Annotated in this window: 12 protein-coding genes; 6 read left to right on the top strand and 6 right to left on the bottom strand. The window is 65.9% G+C overall.

All coding sequences use genetic code 11. The annotated features are described in order from the left end of the window. Window positions 1-13: 13 nt before the first annotated feature. From C3B44_RS07090 to C3B44_RS07080, 3 genes are read right to left on the bottom strand one after another with little or no spacing between them, the layout of a single operon-like run. Window positions 14-1,138, bottom strand: coding sequence for an Mrp/NBP35 family ATP-binding protein (locus C3B44_RS07090; RefSeq protein WP_108431767.1), 1,125 nt, complete (start codon window positions 1,136-1,138; stop codon window positions 14-16). 14 nt (window positions 1,139-1,152) lie between these two features. Continuing rightward, the gene (locus C3B44_RS07085; RefSeq protein ID WP_108431766.1) at window positions 1,153-1,722 is read right to left on the bottom strand and encodes a DUF1003 domain-containing protein; all 570 of its coding nucleotides are present in this window, start codon (window positions 1,720-1,722) and stop codon (window positions 1,153-1,155) included. Continuing rightward, entirely contained in the window at window positions 1,715-3,007 is a 1,293-nt protein-coding gene (locus C3B44_RS07080; RefSeq protein ID WP_108431765.1) for a magnesium transporter MgtE N-terminal domain-containing protein, read from the bottom strand. The genes C3B44_RS07085 and C3B44_RS07080 overlap by 8 nt, the downstream gene beginning before the upstream one ends. 157 nt (window positions 3,008-3,164) lie before the next feature. Between C3B44_RS07080 and C3B44_RS07075 the strand changes: the two genes are divergently transcribed. Next, the gene (locus C3B44_RS07075; RefSeq protein ID WP_235840359.1) at window positions 3,165-3,761 is read left to right on the top strand and encodes a general stress protein; all 597 of its coding nucleotides are present in this window, start codon (window positions 3,165-3,167) and stop codon (window positions 3,759-3,761) included. A 54-nt stretch (window positions 3,762-3,815) separates the two neighbouring features. Further along, window positions 3,816-4,580 (top strand): type 2 periplasmic-binding domain-containing protein, encoded by a 765-nt coding sequence (locus C3B44_RS07070; protein WP_108431764.1) that lies wholly within the window; start codon window positions 3,816-3,818, stop codon window positions 4,578-4,580. A gap of 666 nt (window positions 4,581-5,246) precedes the next feature. On the opposite strand, the gene C3B44_RS07065 is transcribed toward C3B44_RS07070, so the two are convergent. Then, complete coding sequence (locus C3B44_RS07065) at window positions 5,247-9,026, bottom strand: multifunctional oxoglutarate decarboxylase/oxoglutarate dehydrogenase thiamine pyrophosphate-binding subunit/dihydrolipoyllysine-residue succinyltransferase subunit (RefSeq protein WP_108431763.1); 3,780 nt, start codon at window positions 9,024-9,026, stop codon at window positions 5,247-5,249. 196 nt (window positions 9,027-9,222) lie between these two features. Further along, window positions 9,223-10,119, bottom strand: coding sequence for a hypothetical protein (locus tag C3B44_RS07060; protein WP_199222379.1), 897 nt, complete (start codon window positions 10,117-10,119; stop codon window positions 9,223-9,225). Between the two features lie 64 nt (window positions 10,120-10,183). Here C3B44_RS07060 and C3B44_RS07055 point away from each other — a divergent pair, with 64 nt between their 5' ends. Both C3B44_RS07055 and C3B44_RS07050 read left to right on the top strand, forming a co-directional pair. Continuing rightward, window positions 10,184-11,797: a carboxylesterase/lipase family protein gene (locus tag C3B44_RS07055; RefSeq protein ID WP_108431762.1), complete on the top strand. Its 1,614-nt coding sequence runs from the start codon at window positions 10,184-10,186 to the stop codon at window positions 11,795-11,797. 80 nt (window positions 11,798-11,877) lie between these two features. Beyond that, window positions 11,878-12,645: a hypothetical protein gene (locus C3B44_RS07050; protein ID WP_108431761.1), complete on the top strand. Its 768-nt coding sequence runs from the start codon at window positions 11,878-11,880 to the stop codon at window positions 12,643-12,645. Here the strand turns inward: C3B44_RS07050 and C3B44_RS07045 are convergent. Further along, the gene (locus C3B44_RS07045) at window positions 12,642-13,154 is read right to left on the bottom strand and encodes a hypothetical protein (RefSeq protein WP_108431760.1); all 513 of its coding nucleotides are present in this window, start codon (window positions 13,152-13,154) and stop codon (window positions 12,642-12,644) included. The two genes, C3B44_RS07050 and C3B44_RS07045, sit on opposite strands and share 4 nt — an antisense overlap. Before the next feature lie 113 nt (window positions 13,155-13,267). Here C3B44_RS07045 and C3B44_RS07040 point away from each other — a divergent pair, with 113 nt between their 5' ends. After that, a complete protein-coding gene (locus C3B44_RS07040; RefSeq protein ID WP_108431759.1) occupies window positions 13,268-14,533 on the top strand; it encodes an MFS transporter in 1,266 nt (421 codons plus the stop codon). Between the two features lie 49 nt (window positions 14,534-14,582). Then, on the top strand, window positions 14,583-15,896 hold the full coding sequence (locus C3B44_RS07035; RefSeq protein ID WP_108432600.1) for an MFS transporter: 1,314 nt from the start codon (window positions 14,583-14,585) through the stop codon (window positions 15,894-15,896). Window positions 15,897-15,930: the final 34 nt, after the last annotated feature.

The raw sequence follows: 15,930 nt of genomic DNA, 5'->3' as shown, positions 1-15,930 counted from the left end.
GTAAAAGCCGAACCTAGCGTGTGACCCCGAGCCCCAGCGGCTTGCCGGCGATGGAGGTGCGGCGCACGGCGAGCTTGTCGGCGATTCCGGCCAGTGCCTGCGCGGACGGGGAGTCCGGCTGGGAGCCGACGACGGGGTGGCCGTCGTCGCCATGTTGGCGCAGCGCCGGATCGAGGGGGATCTGGCCGAGGAGGGGGACGTCGGCACCTGTGAGCACACTGAGGCGCTCGGCGACCGTCTCGCCGCCGCCGGAGCCGAAGATGTCCATGGTGGTGCCGTCGGGAAGAGCCATCGCGGACATGTTCTCCACCACGCCCGCGATACGCTGCCGGGTCTGCTGGGAGATGGAGCCGGCACGCTCGGCGACCTCGGCGGCCGCGGCCTGCGGGGTGGTGACGATGAGCAGCTCCGCGTTCGGCACCAACTGGGCGACGGACAGCGCGACGTCGCCGGTTCCCGGGGGCAGGTCCATCAGCAGGATGTCGAGATCACCCCAGAAGACATCCCCCAAGAACTGCTGGATCGCGCGGTGCAGCATCGGCCCCCGCCAGACGACGGGCGCGTTGCCCTCGACGAACTGCGCAATAGAGATGTTCTTAATGCCGTGGGAGATGGGCGGGAGGATCATGTCGTCGACAACCGTCGGCGGCTGCACGGAGCCGAGCATGCCCGGGATGGAGTGGCCGTAGATGTCGGCGTCCAAGACCCCGACCTGCAGGCCCTTGTTCGCGAGGGCGAGCGCCAGGTTCACGGTCACCGAGGACTTGCCGACACCCCCTTTACCCGACGCCACCGCGTAGACGCGGGTGGTCGAGCCGGGCTGGGCGAAGGGGATCACCGGGTCCTGGGCGTCGCCGCGCAGCTTGCGGCGCAACTCCTTGCGCTGCTCGTCGCTCATGACGTCCAGGGTGACGGTGACGTCACCGACGCCGTCGATGTCCTCGAGGGCGGCCCGGGTGTTGTTCTCGATGGTGTTTTTCATCGGGCAGCCGGCGATGGTCAAATAGAGCTCGACGGCGACGTCGTTGCCGTTGACCTCGACGGATTTGACCATGTCGAGTTTGGTGATCGGCTTACCGATCTCCGGGTCCTCCACGCGAGACAGAGCGGTGTTCACGGTTGATTCGTTGACAGTCATGATGGCTTTTGAGTCTATCGCTTCGCCTGCTTATCGGAAAGATCGCCCTGGATGGGCTCGTGCAGATCCTCGGGTGCCTGGTAGTCGTCGGCGGTGGCGTCGTCAAGTTTTGCCTCGATGCGTCCCATGAGGCTGCGCATGTCGTCGAGTTCCCGACGCAGGTAGTCACGGGTGACGGTATCACCCAGGTTCAGGCGCACCCTGGCGAGCTCGCGGGCGAGGAACTCGGTGTCGGCTTTGGTGAGCTCGTCACGACGACGATCCGCCGCCAGCGTGACCTTGTCGCGGTCCTCCTGGCGGTTCTGCGCGAGCAGGATGAGCGGGGCGGCGTAGGCGGCCTGCGTGGAAAACGCCAGGTTGAGCAGGATGAAGGGGTAGGGGTCCCAGTTCCACCAGAACCCGCCGAGGTTCAGCGCGATCCACACGACCACGACCACCGTCTGCCACATGAGGTAGCGGCCGGTGCCGAAGAACCGGGCGACGGTCTCGGCGGCCTCGCCGATGGACTCGTCGTCGATGCGGAACAGCCTGCGGCGCCGCGTGCCGACGGGCGTGGTCAGATCACTCCGGGTGGGCTCAGCCATGATTCACCTTTCTCGTGTCATCGGGACGTACGCCTTCTTCGCGCCAGTTTTCGGGCAGCAGGTGGTCGATGAGGTCGTCGACGGCGACGGCGCCGAGCAGGTGGCCGTCCTCGTCGAGAACCGGCCCGCACACCAGGTTGTAGGCCGCGAAGTAGCGGCCTGCGGTCTCCTGGTGATCGTCCGCGTACAGCGGCGGGAAGTCCGGGTCGAGAATGCCGCCGATCAGCGTCGAGGGCGGCTCGCGCAACAGCCGCTGTAGGTGCACGCAACCGAGGTAGCGCCCCGTCGGGGTGGCCGTCGGCGGGCGCACGACGAAGATGAGGGAGGATAACGACGTCGGCAGGTCCTCGTCCCGGGCGAGCGCCAGCGCCTCCGCCACCGTGGTCTGCGGGGTCAAGGTGAGAGGCTCCGGGGTCATGAGGGCACCGACGGTGTCGTCGGCGAAGCTCATCAGGCGGCGCACCGGGGCGGATTCCTCCGGATCCATGAGTTCGAGGAGGACCTCGGCCTTGTCGTGTTCGAGTTCCTGGAGCACGTCGGCGGCATCGTCTGGGTCCATCTCCTCCAGCACGTCCGCGGCACGCTCGATGTCCAGGGTGCCGAGGATCTGGGCCTGGCCGTCGTCGGGAAGCTCGGCGAGGATGTCGGCGAGCCTTTCGTCGTCGAGCTCGCGGGCGATCTGGCCGCGGCGGGTGGGGGAGAGGTCGTTGATGAAGTTCGCGATGTCGGTGGGATGCATGTCGTCGAACTCCGCGATGGTCTGCGCCAGCGGGGTGGCCTCGCCCGCGCCGGAGACCGACAGGCCCTCGACCCGCTCGAAGTCGACGGTGCGCAGGCGCGGCGAGCGGCCGAACTTCGGGCGCTCGGCGAAGACCGCGATGCGCGAGATGGCCCAGTCGCGGGTGCGGGTGCGCTCGAGCTCGACGTCGGCGATCTCGACGGCGCGGCCGTGCAGGTCGGCGACGTCGGGGTCGTCGGTATGCACCTTGGAGCCGACGATATCCCCCATCACCGTGACCTCCGTGGTGCGCGGCATAAACGTGCGCATGGACACCGATCCCGTCGACAAGGTTACGTCACCCGGCTCGATGGCGGCGATGCGCAGCATGGGCACGAAGATGCGGCGTTTGTTCGCCAGCTCGACGACCAGGCCCAACGCGCGGGAGGCGGAGTGGGAACGGATGATGACGACGACGTCACGCACCCGCCCGATCACCGCGAAGTCAGGGCCGCGGACCTGCAGGCCGACCAGTCGTCCGGCATAAACCCGGCTAACAGCACTCATGGTTGGCCAGTCTAAACGCCGGGGCTTAAACCAACCGAACGCAGCGAAAAGCGGGGTTACGCGGGGTTACGGAAAAGTTGGAATAAATGGTGCCACGTTTGTGTTGTGTAGGCTGAAACCCCAAGACACACGTACCCGGAAAGGATTCTGCCCGCATATGGCCGTAAACAACCGTCGTCCGAACCGCTCTCGTCCCACCGGCTGGCCGGTCGGCAGCTTCACCACGTATGAGAAGGCGCAGGCAGCCGTCGATACGCTGTCCGACAACGAGTTTCCCGTCGAGCACCTGTCCATCGTCGGCGTCGACCTCATCCAGGTGGAAAACGTCCTGGGTCGGCTGACCTGGCCGAAGGTCCTGCTCTGCGGCGCGGCCTCGGGTGCATGGATCGGTCTGTTCATCGGCCTGCTGCTCAGCATCTTCAGCCCGGCACTACTCGGTCCGATCCTGTGGGGCGTGATCATGGGTGCGATCTTCGGTGTCGTCATGGCGGCCGTCTCCTACGGTGTGACCGGCGGCCGGCGTGACTTTACCTCGCAGACCTCGATCGTCGCCGGCCGTTACGACGTCCTGTGCTCCGAGCAGTACGCCACCCGCGCCCGCGACATGATCGCCGATATGGGACTGGCGGACCAGCCGCGCCGCCAGCACCCGGAGGAGATGGGATTCGCCGGGCCGACGCCCACCGAGAACCAGGCTCGTCTGGAAGACCGCGCGGACGAGCGCTCCGAGAAGGATGAAGATCTCGATCGCTAAGACGTCGATAGTAGACTGACTCCGCCAGGGCACCGACCGGCAAGGAGTTGAATCGTGAAGCACACGCCCCGCACGCGCCGCCCGCGTTCGGCCGTCCGCCTGCTCGCCGGGCTGGCGCTGATTGCCACCACACTGACGGGCTGCGCGGCTGCGGAACCCGGCCGGGAACCTGCCCACGCGAGCGGGCGGCCCGTGGTCATCGCGGTGTCTGATACTTCCGACAAACAACAGATCATGGCGGAAATCTACCTTCGCGCGCTCGCCCGCGAGAGCCGGGACGCGGAGGTCACGGTCGTTGACGAGGGCGACCACGAGAACCAGATAGAATCTGTCGCTTCCCGAACGAGCGACTTCATCATCGGCTGCACCGGCGATCTTTTGCACCAGGCCGACCCTTCCCGCGCACGCGACCTCGTCGCCGAGGTCGAATCCGCCGACACCGACACCCACGCCCACGATCCCACGGTCGCCATCGAGACCTTCGAGTCCTTCCGCCGCTCACTGCCCGGCGGGGTGACCGCCACCGACCAGTCCGGCGCCGAGGCGTGCGAAGACTCCCCGGTGCACGGAAAGCTGCCGCAGCAGGTCGTGCCGGTGTTCCACTCCTCCCTCTTCGACCGCGAGGAGCTCGAGGCCCTCGACTACTACACGAAACTCGTGACCACCCAGGACCTCGACGAGATGGCCGAAAAGATCGACGACGGCGCCACGATCCCAGAAGTCGTCACCGACTGGGTCGGCGTGGCGGACACCGACTCCGGCGAACTCGGCGATTCCGACTCCGACGACGGCGGCGGCTTTAGCGGGGTGAACGGTTAGCTGCGTTGGGGTGCGGGGCGGTGGGGTGCTTGGAGGGCACGGATGCTTGGAGGGCGCGGGTGCTTGGAGGGGCGCGAAGTCGAATTCACCCTCACGAAAGGACCCCGTAAACGGTGCTCCTTTCGACTTCGTGGGACTCGTTTCTGTCGGGGTGATTTCGACCAGCGCAAGCGCGGCATGGGGGTTCGGAGGGGCAGGCGGTTAGTGTCGTCGCTCGGTGGTCCCATCCGTCTCACTGGTCTCTCCCGTGAGGCTCTCACCGTCTACCCGGACCGACCCGCCATGCAGCGCTATCGCTGGTCGAAGGGAGGTGTATCGAAAGGGCTCTTCCTTTCGACCTCGCGGGACTCGTTTAGTAGAGGCTCCTTTCGACCAGCGCAAGCGCAACATGAAAGCGCAGAGCGGCAGGTGCCCAGTATCGCCATTCGGTGGCCCCATCCGCCTCATCAGCCCCTTCCGTGAAGCCTCTCGCCTTCTGCCGGGCCGGCCTCGGAATACAGCGCAACCGAACTATGCACGTTTGTCCAAGGAACAGCGCAAAACCGAACCACAAGCGCACGCAAAAACGCCCCGCCGAGGCACCAACCTTAAGATCAGCACCTCAACGGGGCGTCAGCACCCGGAAGCACCCGGAAGCACCCATAAGCCCCGGAAACCCCGGAAACTTTAGTCCTCGAACGCCTCCTCAAGCAGAGCCTTCTGCTCGAGCTGGTGCACCTTCGCGATACCGGTCGCAGTCGAGGACTGCGGGCGGCGGGAGACCCGCTTCATCGCCGGCATGTCCGGGATGAGGTTCGGCAGGTGCTCGTTGAGGAACGGCCACGGGCCCTGGTTGGCCGGCTCGTCCTGGACGAAGCGGACTTCCGCGTAGTTCGGGAAGGCATCGAGGGCGTCCTTGATCCGGTTGAACGGGATCGGGTGGATCATCTCGATGCGCACGATGGCGACGTCCTCGCGGCCGAGCTCCTCACGCTTCTTCTCCAGCTCCCAGTAGATCTTGCCGGAGCAGAGCAGGACGGTCTTGACCTTGTCGGTGTCGCCGACCTTGTTGCCGTCGAGGTCCACCAGGCGCGGGTCGTTGATCACCGAGTGGAACTTCTTCACGTCGGTGAACTCTTCGGCGGTGGAGGTGGCGGCCTTGTTACGCAGCATCGACTTCGGGGTGAAGACGATCAGCGGGCGGCGCATCGAACCCAGTGCGTGGCGACGCAGCAGGTGGAAGTAGTTCGCCGGGACCGTCGGCTGGGTCACGGTGTAGGAACCCTCCGCGGCGAGCTGCAGGAAGCGCTCGATACGTGCCGACGAGTGATCCGGGCCCTGCCCCTCGTAGCCGTGCGGCAGCAGCATGATCAGGTTCGACAGCTGGCCCCACTTGGCCTCACCGGAGGAGATGTACTGGTCGATGATGGTCTGGCCACCGTTGACGAAGTCGCCGAACTGAGCCTCCCAGGCGGTGACGGCGTCGACGTTGCCGACGGAGTAGCCGTACTCGAAGCCGAGGCCCGCGTACTCGGTGAGCGCCGAGTTGTAGATCATGAACTTACCGCCGTTGCCGGTGGCAGCGGCTGCCTCGTTCAGCGGGTTGTACTCGGCACCGGTCTCGGCGTCGAAGGCGACGCCGTGGCGCTGGGTGAAGGTACCGCGGCGGGAGTCCTCACCGGAGAGGCGCACGGTCTTGCCCTCGGCCGCGAGGGTGCCGAAGGCCAGCAGCTCGGCCCAGGCCCAGTCGATGCCGCCCTCGTCGATGGACTGGCGACGCTTCTTCGCGATCGGCTTGACGCGCTTGTGGTAGGTGAAGCCCTCGGGCGGGTTGGCGTAGGCGTCGCCGATTGCCTTTAGCGACTCCAGCGACACGGAGGTGTCCAGGCCGCGGGTGAGCTCCTGGGAGCTGGTGATGCCGGTCTGCTCCTGCGGGCCGGCGTTCTCGGATTCCTTGACCTCGGTGAAGACGGACTCCATCTGGTCGGAGAAGTCGCGTGCTGCTGCCTCGGCCTCTTCCTCGGAGATGTCGTGGCGTCCGGAGAGCTCCTGGGTGTACTTCTCGCGGACGGTGGAGCGATCGTTGATGCGCTCGTACATCTCCGGCTGGGTCATGGTCGGGTCATCGGCCTCGTTGTGGCCGCGGCGACGGTAGGTGATCAGGTCGATGAAGACGTCCTTGCCGAAGCGGCGGCGGTACTCGGTCGCGAGCTGCGCGACCCACACGACGGCCTCCGGGTCGTCGCCGTTGACGTGGAAGACCGGGGAATCGAAGCCCTTGGCCAGGTCGGTGGCGTAGTAGGTGGAGCGCGAAGAATCCGGGGTGGTGGTGAAGCCGATCTGGTTGTTCACCACGATGTGGACGGAACCGCCGACCTTGAAGCCACGCAGCTGGGACAGGTTGATGGTCTCCTGGACCACGCCGAGTCCGGCGAAGGAGGCATCGCCGTGGAGCATGAGGGGCATGACGGTGTAGCCGTCGTCACCCTTGTCCAGCAGGTCCTGCTTGGCGCGGGAGATACCCACCATGACCGGGTTGACGGCCTCGAGGTGCGAGGGGTTGGCGGTCAGCGAGACCTTGATCTCGCCATCGCCGAACATCTGGATGTGCTCGCCCTCGGCGCCGAGGTGGTACTTCACGTCGCCGGAGCCGCCGTCCTGGCCACCGGTCATGCGGCCCTCGAACTCCTCGAAAATATCGGACAGAGGCTTGCCGACGATGTTGAACAGCACGTTGAGGCGACCGCGGTGCGGCATGCCGATGACGACTTCGTCGAGACCCTGGCCGGCGGCGGTGTCAATGACGGCGTCCATCATCGGGATGAGGGCCTCGGCGCCCTCCAGCGAGAAGCGCTTCTGGCCGACGTATTTGGTCTGCAGGAAGTTCTCGAAGGCCTCGGCGGCGTTGAGCTTCTGCAGGATGTACTTCTGCTCGGCGTTGGTCGGCTTCGGCATGCCGGCCTCGAGGCGGTCCTGCAGCCACTCGCGCTCGTCGCGGTCGAGGATGTGGGTGTATTCGGAGCCCACCTTCAGCGTGTAGGCCTCGCGCAGGGTCTGCATGACCTCGCGCAGGGTCATCGTCTCACGCCCGGCGAAGCCGCCGACGTTGAAGGTGCGGTCCAGATCCCACAGCGTCAGACCGTGGGTGGCCGGATCCAGGTCGCGGTGATCCGGGATCGGCAGACCCGGCTGCTGCCAGCCGAGCGGGTTGGTATCCGCGATGAGGTGGCCGCGGGAGCGGTAGGCCTCGATCAGCTGCATGACGCGGGTGTTCTTGTCGATGCCGGTGTTCGGCAGGTCCTGCGCCCAGCGGATCGGGGCGTAGGGCACGCCCATGCACTCGAAGAGGTGGTCCCAGAACTTGTCGTCGACAAGCAGCTGGGAGATGGTGCGCAAAAACTCACCGGTCTCCGCGCCCTGGATGATGCGGTGATCGTAGGTGGAGGTCAAAGTCAGCAGGCGGCCCACACCCATATCGGCGAGGCGATCCGGCGCGGTGCCAGCGAACTCGGCGGGGTAGTCCATGGAGCCGACGCCGATGATGGCGCCCTGGCCCTTCGTCAGACGGGGGATGGAGTGGCGGGTGCCGATGCCGCCCGGGTTGGTCAGGGAGATGGTCACCCCCTGGTAGTCCTCCAGCTTCAACTTGCCCGCCTGAGCACGGGAGACGATATCGTCGTAACCCTCGACGAACTCCGAGAAGTCCATCTTCTCGCATTCCTTGATGGCGGCGACGACGAGGGCGCGGGTGCCGTCCTTCTGCTCTAAGTCAATGGCCAGACCCAGGTTGATGTGCTCCGGGGTGATGGCGTACGGGCGCTCTTTCTCGCCGAGCTCGTAGCGCAGGTTCAGGCTCGGGTGGTTCATCACGGCGCGCACGACGGCGTAGCCGATGATGTGGGTAAACGAGATCTTGCCGCCGCGGGTGCGCTTGAGATGATCGTTGATCATCTGGCGGTTTTCCCACATAACCTTCACCGGCATGTCGCGCACGGTGGTCGCGGTGGGAATCTCGAGGGATTCCTCCATGTTCTTAGCGATGGCCTTGAACATGCCCTTCAGCTGCTTCTCGCCTGCCTCTGGGGCGTCCTTCGCCTTAGCCATCGGCGACTGCGGGGCCTTCTTCGCCGGCTTCTCCTTCTTGGCGGCCTTCTCTTCGGTGGTGGCCTTGACCTCGTTACCGGGGGTGACGGTCTTCGGCTTCTTCGGGGCCTTCGCGGTAGCGCCGGCCTTCACGCCCTTCTCACCAGCCTGGGTGTCATTGCCCTGAGAGGAATCGGACGATGCGGAGTGCTGGGAGGCCGAAGAGGTAGTAGTGTCCTTCTTCGCTGCCGCGGAGCGCGGCTCCCCATGCTTCTCGAACAGCTCGCGCCACTCCGAACTGACCGAGTCCGGATCCTTCTTGAACTGCTGGTACATATCGTCGACCAGCCACTGGTTCTGGCCGAACGTGCTAGCGCTGCTCACAGTAGAGGCACTCCTCATTACATCGTTGACAATTGTGGGATTCGTGATGTTCAACCCTAGCCTAACGGGCGCTGGACACACGTGGATAAGTCAGGCCAGGGGCTTAAAGAATCCCTTCGCGCCCATTCCGGTCACCATCCTACGGTTGAAACCGCGACCTAAGCCATAGTCCACCCCGAATTCATGGAAGGAGTCGCTACTTCTTGTCGGCCTCCATGGCATCCAAGGCGAGGCGGTCGAGATCGGTGGCTTCGTCGTCGATATCCGTGTCCTTCTTCCGCCCCGGCAGGATGCGTTTCGCCCACCCGAAGCGCGAAGAGCGCTTCCTCTTCTCGGCAGGCTTCGGGGCAGGGGTGGAAAACTCCGCCGGCGGGGCGCCCAAGGACTCGCCGACGTTCGCAATGATGCGGCGCGCTAATCGACGGTTGAGCACCACACCCGCCACAGCTCCCACCCCCATGGGCATGATCTTTCCGATCCAGCCACGCATCAGCTTGCGGGTGAAACGCTTCAGCACCAACCGCACCAGCCGGTTGTTCAGCGGCTGCAGGCGCGGGCCCGACATGCGTCCCACCGCGGTGACCGCCGAAAACACCCCGGTTTTCGGGTTGCGCTCCAGATCGCCGACGACGGCCTCGACTAGTTGGTTGCCCTGCCCGCCGAGCAGCGCCAGTAGCACGAGCGTGCGGCGCCGCTCGGGGTCGTCGATATCGACGCCGCGCAGCCGCGCGCTCGCGATAGTGAAGAAGGCGGCGGCATCCAGAAAGATCAACGACTCGCCGGCGATGGCGGCGGTGCCCGTCATCAGCCCCACGCCCGGGATCGCGGCTGCCGCGCCCGCACCGCCGCCCGAACCAGACGCCAGCCGCAGGAAGTGCTTATCGAGCATCTCCTGGACCTCCGCCGGAGACGCCTCCGGGTTCCTGCGGCGCATGGCCCGCAGATAAGGATCGATCGCGGAGGTCTGCATGCGCACGGCGCGATTGAGCGCAGAGATCAAGATCTTGCCGGCACGGCCGACCGACTCCTCGATGTCAGCAGTCTCGGTGGTCAGGTCTTTAAGCTCGGTGTCTACGTCCTTGCGCGTGGTCATGGCGATCAAGTCTAAACATAAAGAACTCAGCAGGAATCCAGCCGGCGACCTTAAAATCGCGGGCATGAACACGTGGGCGGGTACGCGGCGCAACCCAGAGGTGGTCACCACCACCGCCGGCGCCGTGCGCGGTCTCATCGATACCGATGCCGGGATCTGCACGTGGCGCGGCGTCTACTACGGTGCGGATACCTCCGGGCGTCGCCGATTTCGCGCGCCCACCCCCGCGCGCCCCTGGCAGGGGGTGCGCCCGGCCGCCGACTTCGGCCCGCCGGCACCGCAGCCGACGAACTCCTGGAGCGATAAGCCCGAAGGCGACGAAGACTGCCTCCACCTCGACATCGTGCGGCCCAACACCGATGAACAGCTGCCCGTCGTCGTCTACTTCCACGGCGGCACCTTCCTCGTCGGGTCGTCTTTCGAGCCGGTGCTACAGGGCTGGAACCTGGCCACGGGCCTCGATGCCGTGTACGTCTCGGTGAACTTCCGGCTCGGGGTGCTGGGCTATCTGGATATGCGCAGCTTGACGGAGGGCGACGATGTCGTCGCCACCCCCGCGCTGCACGACCAGGTGCTCGCGCTGCGGTGGGTGCAGGACAACATCGCCGAGTTCGGCGGGGATCCGAAAAATGTCACCATCATGGGCGAATCCGCCGGCGGCGCCAGCGTGTTATCGCTCATGGCGGTCGCTAGCGCCCATGACCTCTTCCACCGGGTGATCGCGCAGTCGCCGCCGATTGCGCAGATCCATTCGCGGGCGCAGTCGATCATGTGGACGCGCCGGTTGGTGGAGAAGATGGGGTTGGGGCGGTCCACGGGCGTCGATAAGCTCCGCGAGGTCGAGGCCGGCGATTTGGTGCGCGCCGGGCAGGCGATGCTCGGGGTGGGCAAGGAGCTTTTGCATTTGAACCCCTGCTTCGCGCCGACGGTCGACGGGATTTTGCTGACGAGGCATCCTCTGGCGGTATTTGCCGACGGCGAGCAGGCGCGGGTTCCGCTGATCATCGGCACGAACGCGGACGAGGCGAGCTTCGGCAAGTTCATGTACCAGCGCTCCTCGCGCAGGTACCGGGCGGCGCGGCGGCTTCTCGACGTCTACGACCCCGAATTCACCGAGACCATCCTCGAGTCCTACCACGGCGCCACCCGCCGCGAGTGCTTCGCCGAGCTCCTCGCCGACGTCATGTTCTGGGCGCCGGCCGTTCGTGTTGCCGACCAGCACTCCGAGGTGGCGCCGACCTGGATGTATCGCATGGACTACGCCCCGCGGGCGCTGCGGTGGCTCGGGCTCGGCGCGATGCACACGCTCGATCTCTCGGTAGTGTTCAACGACCTGCGCTCCTCGCGCGCCGGGGCGATTTCCCGGCTGAGCAAGGACGATGGTTTTCGGGAGGTGGCCGCCGAGATGCAGGCGCAGTGGCGAAGCTTCATCCATCACGGCACGGCGCTTTCAAGCTGGCCGCGGTATCGCCGCGCGGAGCACGCGGTGCGGGTATTCGACGCCGAATCCAGCGTGGAAAACGCGCCGAAGGAGAAGCAGCGTCAGGCGTGGGAGAGCTTCCAAATGACGGATTGGGGCATCGGGCGTCCCGATCTTTTGGCGGAGTTGGGGCTCGATTCGGTGACGCCGGCCGCGGTGGAGAATTCGGCCCTAGCAGGGGGCTGGAGTCAGGACTAGGCTAGGTGAGCGATCGCCTCGGTAGCGGTCGTCGACAGGTCCAGCAAGCGGAACGGCCCCAGGAAGGACGCCTGACCACCATGAGCTTCTTCGAAGATATTGCTAGCGCACTCGATGCCGAGGGGATCGAGTCCCGGGTGCATGACGATGTCATGTTTGTCCCCATCACCCCCGAGATCGAGATCCAGTTCGTCGAGATCGATCCGCACCTGCCAGCGGCCAACGTCTATATCGCCGACGCTGCCGTCTCGGAAGATGATGACGGCTTCCAGTCCGCACTCGTCTCGGTCGTGTTCTCCGTGGAGGATGCGGTCGCCCGCGTCGGCGAGCACGTCGCGACCAACCAGGTGGTCACCCTGCTGCGCGATCTTCTGCAGGGCACCGACGAGCGCATCAGCGATCTGTCGTTCTACCCGGACGATATCGACCCGACGCTCGTGCGCGCCGATGTCGGCCAGAGCGCCGAGATTCACGTAGGCGTGAGCGTTCAGGAACACTCCGTGGTGGCCCACGTGAAGTTCGTGGTCACCTCCCACGAGATGGACGAGTGGTTGGACGAGGCCATCGATGAGGTGTGGGGGCCGGAGGTCCCGGCCGCTCTCTCGGAGGAAGACCGCGCACGCCTGTTTAACAACCTGCAGTCGGATCTCTCCGAAGAGGTCCTCGTGCTGGGTGATTTCGAGGACTTCGACAAGCTTTTCGACGTTCTGTCCCTCGCCTCCGACCAAGCCGAGGAGTGGGAGAGCCAGCTCGATCCCCTCGACTTCCCCGATTTCGGCGACGTCGATCCCCTCGACTTCTTCGACGAAGATGCCATCAACTTCGACGACATCGACACGGACAACTAGGCCGCGTCGCTGAACCCGGCGAACAAGGAGCTGGGGGAGGGCACGGGCTGGTAGTGCGCGTCGGCCAGCCAGACGAAGGTGAGGGTGTGGCCGTCGCCCAGCTCGTGGACACATTCGATGTGCAGCTCGCCGACGAGTGCGCGTAGCCAGGCCTCGCTCAGAGTCGGATCGACCCGGCCGCCGGCGGGATCGGTGATGCGTATCGCGATGACGTAGGCCGGTTCGCTGCGCCCGCCGTAGCCGAGTGCGCGGGCTCGGGCGCGGGGCCCGACCCGGTGGCGGGTGACCGACGCGCTCAGTTCCGGATAGCCGGAGACCGCCGGCAGGCCCAGCGTGATTGGCCGCCAGGCGGCGCTGGTGCGTGCCAGTGAGCGGGGATGGCGCAGCATGGTGTACAGGGTGCCCAGCACATCGTGGTGCCGCTGGGCTATGCGATCGGCCAGCTGGCCGGGGTTGAGGTTGGATCGGGTGCGGTGGGCGGTGGTGCGTGCGTGGTTGATCTTGTGCATGTCTCGCACGCTAATAAACACCCCGGACAGGACCGCCTGAGGGCTCGAACATAGATTCGAAAAACCGGGGCGGGCCGGCCAGTTTGCCTAAGGGGCTAGGCTAAGTAGTCGCCATGTCATCTTCCGCTTCTTCCCCTCGCCGTGGGCGTACGCCGCTGCCCACGGAGATCTGGGTCCTCGTCGCGGCGGCGTTCATCATCGCTTTAGGCTACGGGCTGATCGCCCCGTTGCTGCCGCAGTTCGTCGTCAGTTTCGATGTCTCCATGGCGGCCGCCGGCCTCGTCGTTTCCGTCTTCTCCGGCGCCCGGCTGGTCTTTGCCCCGGTCTCTGGCTCGCTGGTGGATAGGCTCGGCTCCCGCAAGGTCTATCTGACCGGCCTTATGACCGTCGCCGTGAGCACGGGGCTGATCTCCGTGGTCTCGGAGTACTGGCAGATCGTCGCCCTCCGGGCGCTGGCGGGCATCGGCTCGACGATGTTCACCGTCTCGGCGATGGGGCTCATCGTGAAGATCTCCCCGCCGGATTCCCGCGGCCGCGCCTCCGCGGTCTATGGCTCGGCGTTTTTGATCGGCAACGTCATCGGTCCGGTCGCCGGCGCCGCGATGAGCTTTCTGGGTTATCGCTGGCCGTTCGTCATCTACGGCATCGGGGTGGCGTTGGCCGCGTTCGTCGTGTGGTGGCGCATGCCCACGCATACGGACGCCGCCGACGATCCCCGCAAGACCTCGGCCCAGCCACCGATGCCGCTGGCGGAAGCGCTGCGCGATCAGGCCTATCGCGCCGCTTTGAGCTCGAATATCGCGCACGGCTGGATCAACATGGGCATCCGCGTCTCGGTGCTGCCGCTGTTCGCCGCGGCCGTGTTCGCCAACGGCGGTGCGATTGCCGGCTTCGCCTTGGCCGCCTACGCGCTGGGTAACGCGGTGGTGCTGCAGTTCTCCGGGCGCCTGGCAGATACCTATGGCCGCAAGCCGCTGATCATCATCGGTCTGATCGGCAGTGCGGTGCTCATGGCGCTGCTCGGCTTCGCGGATACCGCGCCACTGCTGTTGGGCGTCTCTGTCCTTTCCGGCATGGCCGCCGGCCTGCTCAACCCCGCGCAGCAGGCGGTGCTCGCCGATGTCATCGGCAACCACCGTTCCGGCGGCAAGGTGCTATCGACCTACCAGATGGCGATGGATCTCGGCCAGATCATCGGCCCCGTGCTCGTCGGCATGCTCGCTGATGTTTATGGCTTCCGCGTTGCCTTCGCGTCTTCCGCGGTGATCGCGGTCGTCGCCGTCGCCATGTGGTCCGTCAGCCGCGAGACCTTAGGCACCCGCTGCCCCGCCCCGACGTGGATCAAGAGGATCACACCCCGTGGCCGCCGACGCACATAACGCCGAGTCGCACGGGGAGTTGCGCGCGGCCTACCTCGCGCTCGTCGCCATGTGTATCGGGATGTTTCTGACCCTTATGGATCCCGCGCTCGTCGCGGTCGCGCTCCCCGAAATCCAGGCCGAGTTCGACGCCAGCGTCAACCAGATCTTCTGGGTCCCCGCGGTATTCCTGCTGGCCTTCGCGGTGCCGATGCTCATCACCGGCCGCCTCGGCGACCGCTTCGGCCACCGCCGGATCTATTTGCTCGGCATGGTCGGTTTCATCGCCGGCGCCTTCGGCACGGCACTCGCGACGACGATCGAGTTCGTTATCGCCATGCGCGCCCTCCAGGGCCTGGGGGCGAGCCTTCTCAACCCGCAACCCCTGTCCATCATCAACCGGATCTTCCCGCGTTCTTCGCGGGGACAGGCCGTCGGCATCTGGGCGGCGGTGGCCAGCTCCGCCAGCCTGTTCGGCCCGGTGATCGGCGGCGTGATCGTCGGGCTTTTCGACTGGCGCTTCGCCTACGCCCTCTACCTCCCCGCGGGCCTTCTCGCCCTCATACTCGTGACCCTCTTCGTGCCTCGGCTGCCTAGATCCGCCCCGCCGATCGCGATCGGCTCTGCGCTCTTGTCGCTCATCGCCCTGTTCGGCATCGTCTTCGGCCTGCAGCAGGGCCCGGAGCTCAGCTGGAGCCCGCTGATCTGGGCCTCGCTGGGCATCGGCATCGCGGCCTTCGGCTGGTTTATCCGGGAGCAGGCCCGACTCGGCGAGCGTGCGCTCATGCCGCTGCGGCTTTTCCGCAACCGCAACTTCCGGCTCGCCACCATCGCCGTGTTCGCCCTGGGCTTCGTCAATTACTCCTTCCAGCTGCCGTTGATGCTCTTTCTCCAGACGGTCGCAGGCATCGCCCCGCAGCACGCCGCGCTCATCGTCGTGCCGATGGGCATCATCTCGGTGATCCTCTCCCCGGTGGCCGGACGGCTCACCGACCGCATCCGCCCCGGGATCCTCTCGCCGATCGGCTTCGGGTGCATGGCCGCCGCCTTCGTGTTCTTCGTGGTACTGATGCTTATCGACGCCTCCATCCCCTGGTTCATCCTTCCGGTCTCTTTGCTCGGTGCGGCGCTCGGGCTGGCGTGGACACCGAACTCGGTGATCGCGCTGCGCGGGCTGGGTAAAGAGATCGTCGGCGCCGGCTCCGGCGTCTACGTCACCTCCCGGCAGGTCGGCGCCGTGGTGGGGGTGGCCGCGCTCGGAGCGACGATGCAGACGATCACGCCGGCGTCCTATGGCGCAGCGGCGGCGATGGCAGTGCCCCTCATCGTCGTGGTCATGGGCGCCGTCGCGGTCTGCCTTTTTGTCGACGATCGCCGTGCCTAGACGAATAGCGAATCAGCCATGCGTAGCGTACTGT

Origin of the sequence: Corynebacterium yudongzhengii (genome assembly GCF_003065405.1) — a bacterium.
Lineage (GTDB): Bacteria > Actinomycetota > Actinomycetes > Mycobacteriales > Mycobacteriaceae > Corynebacterium > Corynebacterium yudongzhengii.
Note: the sequence above shows the minus strand (reverse complement) of the source record. Positions and strands in the feature narration are given on the sequence as shown.

What these genes read in the sequence shown, in the direction of transcription:
- C3B44_RS07045 (WP_108431760.1), bottom strand. Translation starts at nt 13,154, where the DNA reads ATGCACAAGATCAACCACGCACGCACCACCGCCCACCGCACCCGATCC.
- C3B44_RS07090 (WP_108431767.1), bottom strand. Translation starts at nt 1,138, where the DNA reads ATGACTGTCAACGAATCAACCGTGAACACCGCTCTGTCTCGCGTGGAG.
- C3B44_RS07075 (WP_235840359.1), top strand. Translation starts at nt 3,165, where the DNA reads ATGGCCGTAAACAACCGTCGTCCGAACCGCTCTCGTCCCACCGGCTGG.
- C3B44_RS07060 (WP_199222379.1), bottom strand. Translation starts at nt 10,119, where the DNA reads ATGACCACGCGCAAGGACGTAGACACCGAGCTTAAAGACCTGACCACC.
- C3B44_RS07050 (WP_108431761.1), top strand. Translation starts at nt 11,878, where the DNA reads ATGAGCTTCTTCGAAGATATTGCTAGCGCACTCGATGCCGAGGGGATC.
- C3B44_RS07055 (WP_108431762.1), top strand. Translation starts at nt 10,184, where the DNA reads ATGAACACGTGGGCGGGTACGCGGCGCAACCCAGAGGTGGTCACCACC.
- C3B44_RS07080 (WP_108431765.1), bottom strand. Translation starts at nt 3,007, where the DNA reads ATGAGTGCTGTTAGCCGGGTTTATGCCGGACGACTGGTCGGCCTGCAG.
- C3B44_RS07085 (WP_108431766.1), bottom strand. Translation starts at nt 1,722, where the DNA reads ATGGCTGAGCCCACCCGGAGTGATCTGACCACGCCCGTCGGCACGCGG.
- C3B44_RS07035 (WP_108432600.1), top strand. Translation starts at nt 14,583, where the DNA reads ATGTGTATCGGGATGTTTCTGACCCTTATGGATCCCGCGCTCGTCGCG.
- C3B44_RS07040 (WP_108431759.1), top strand. Translation starts at nt 13,268, where the DNA reads ATGTCATCTTCCGCTTCTTCCCCTCGCCGTGGGCGTACGCCGCTGCCC.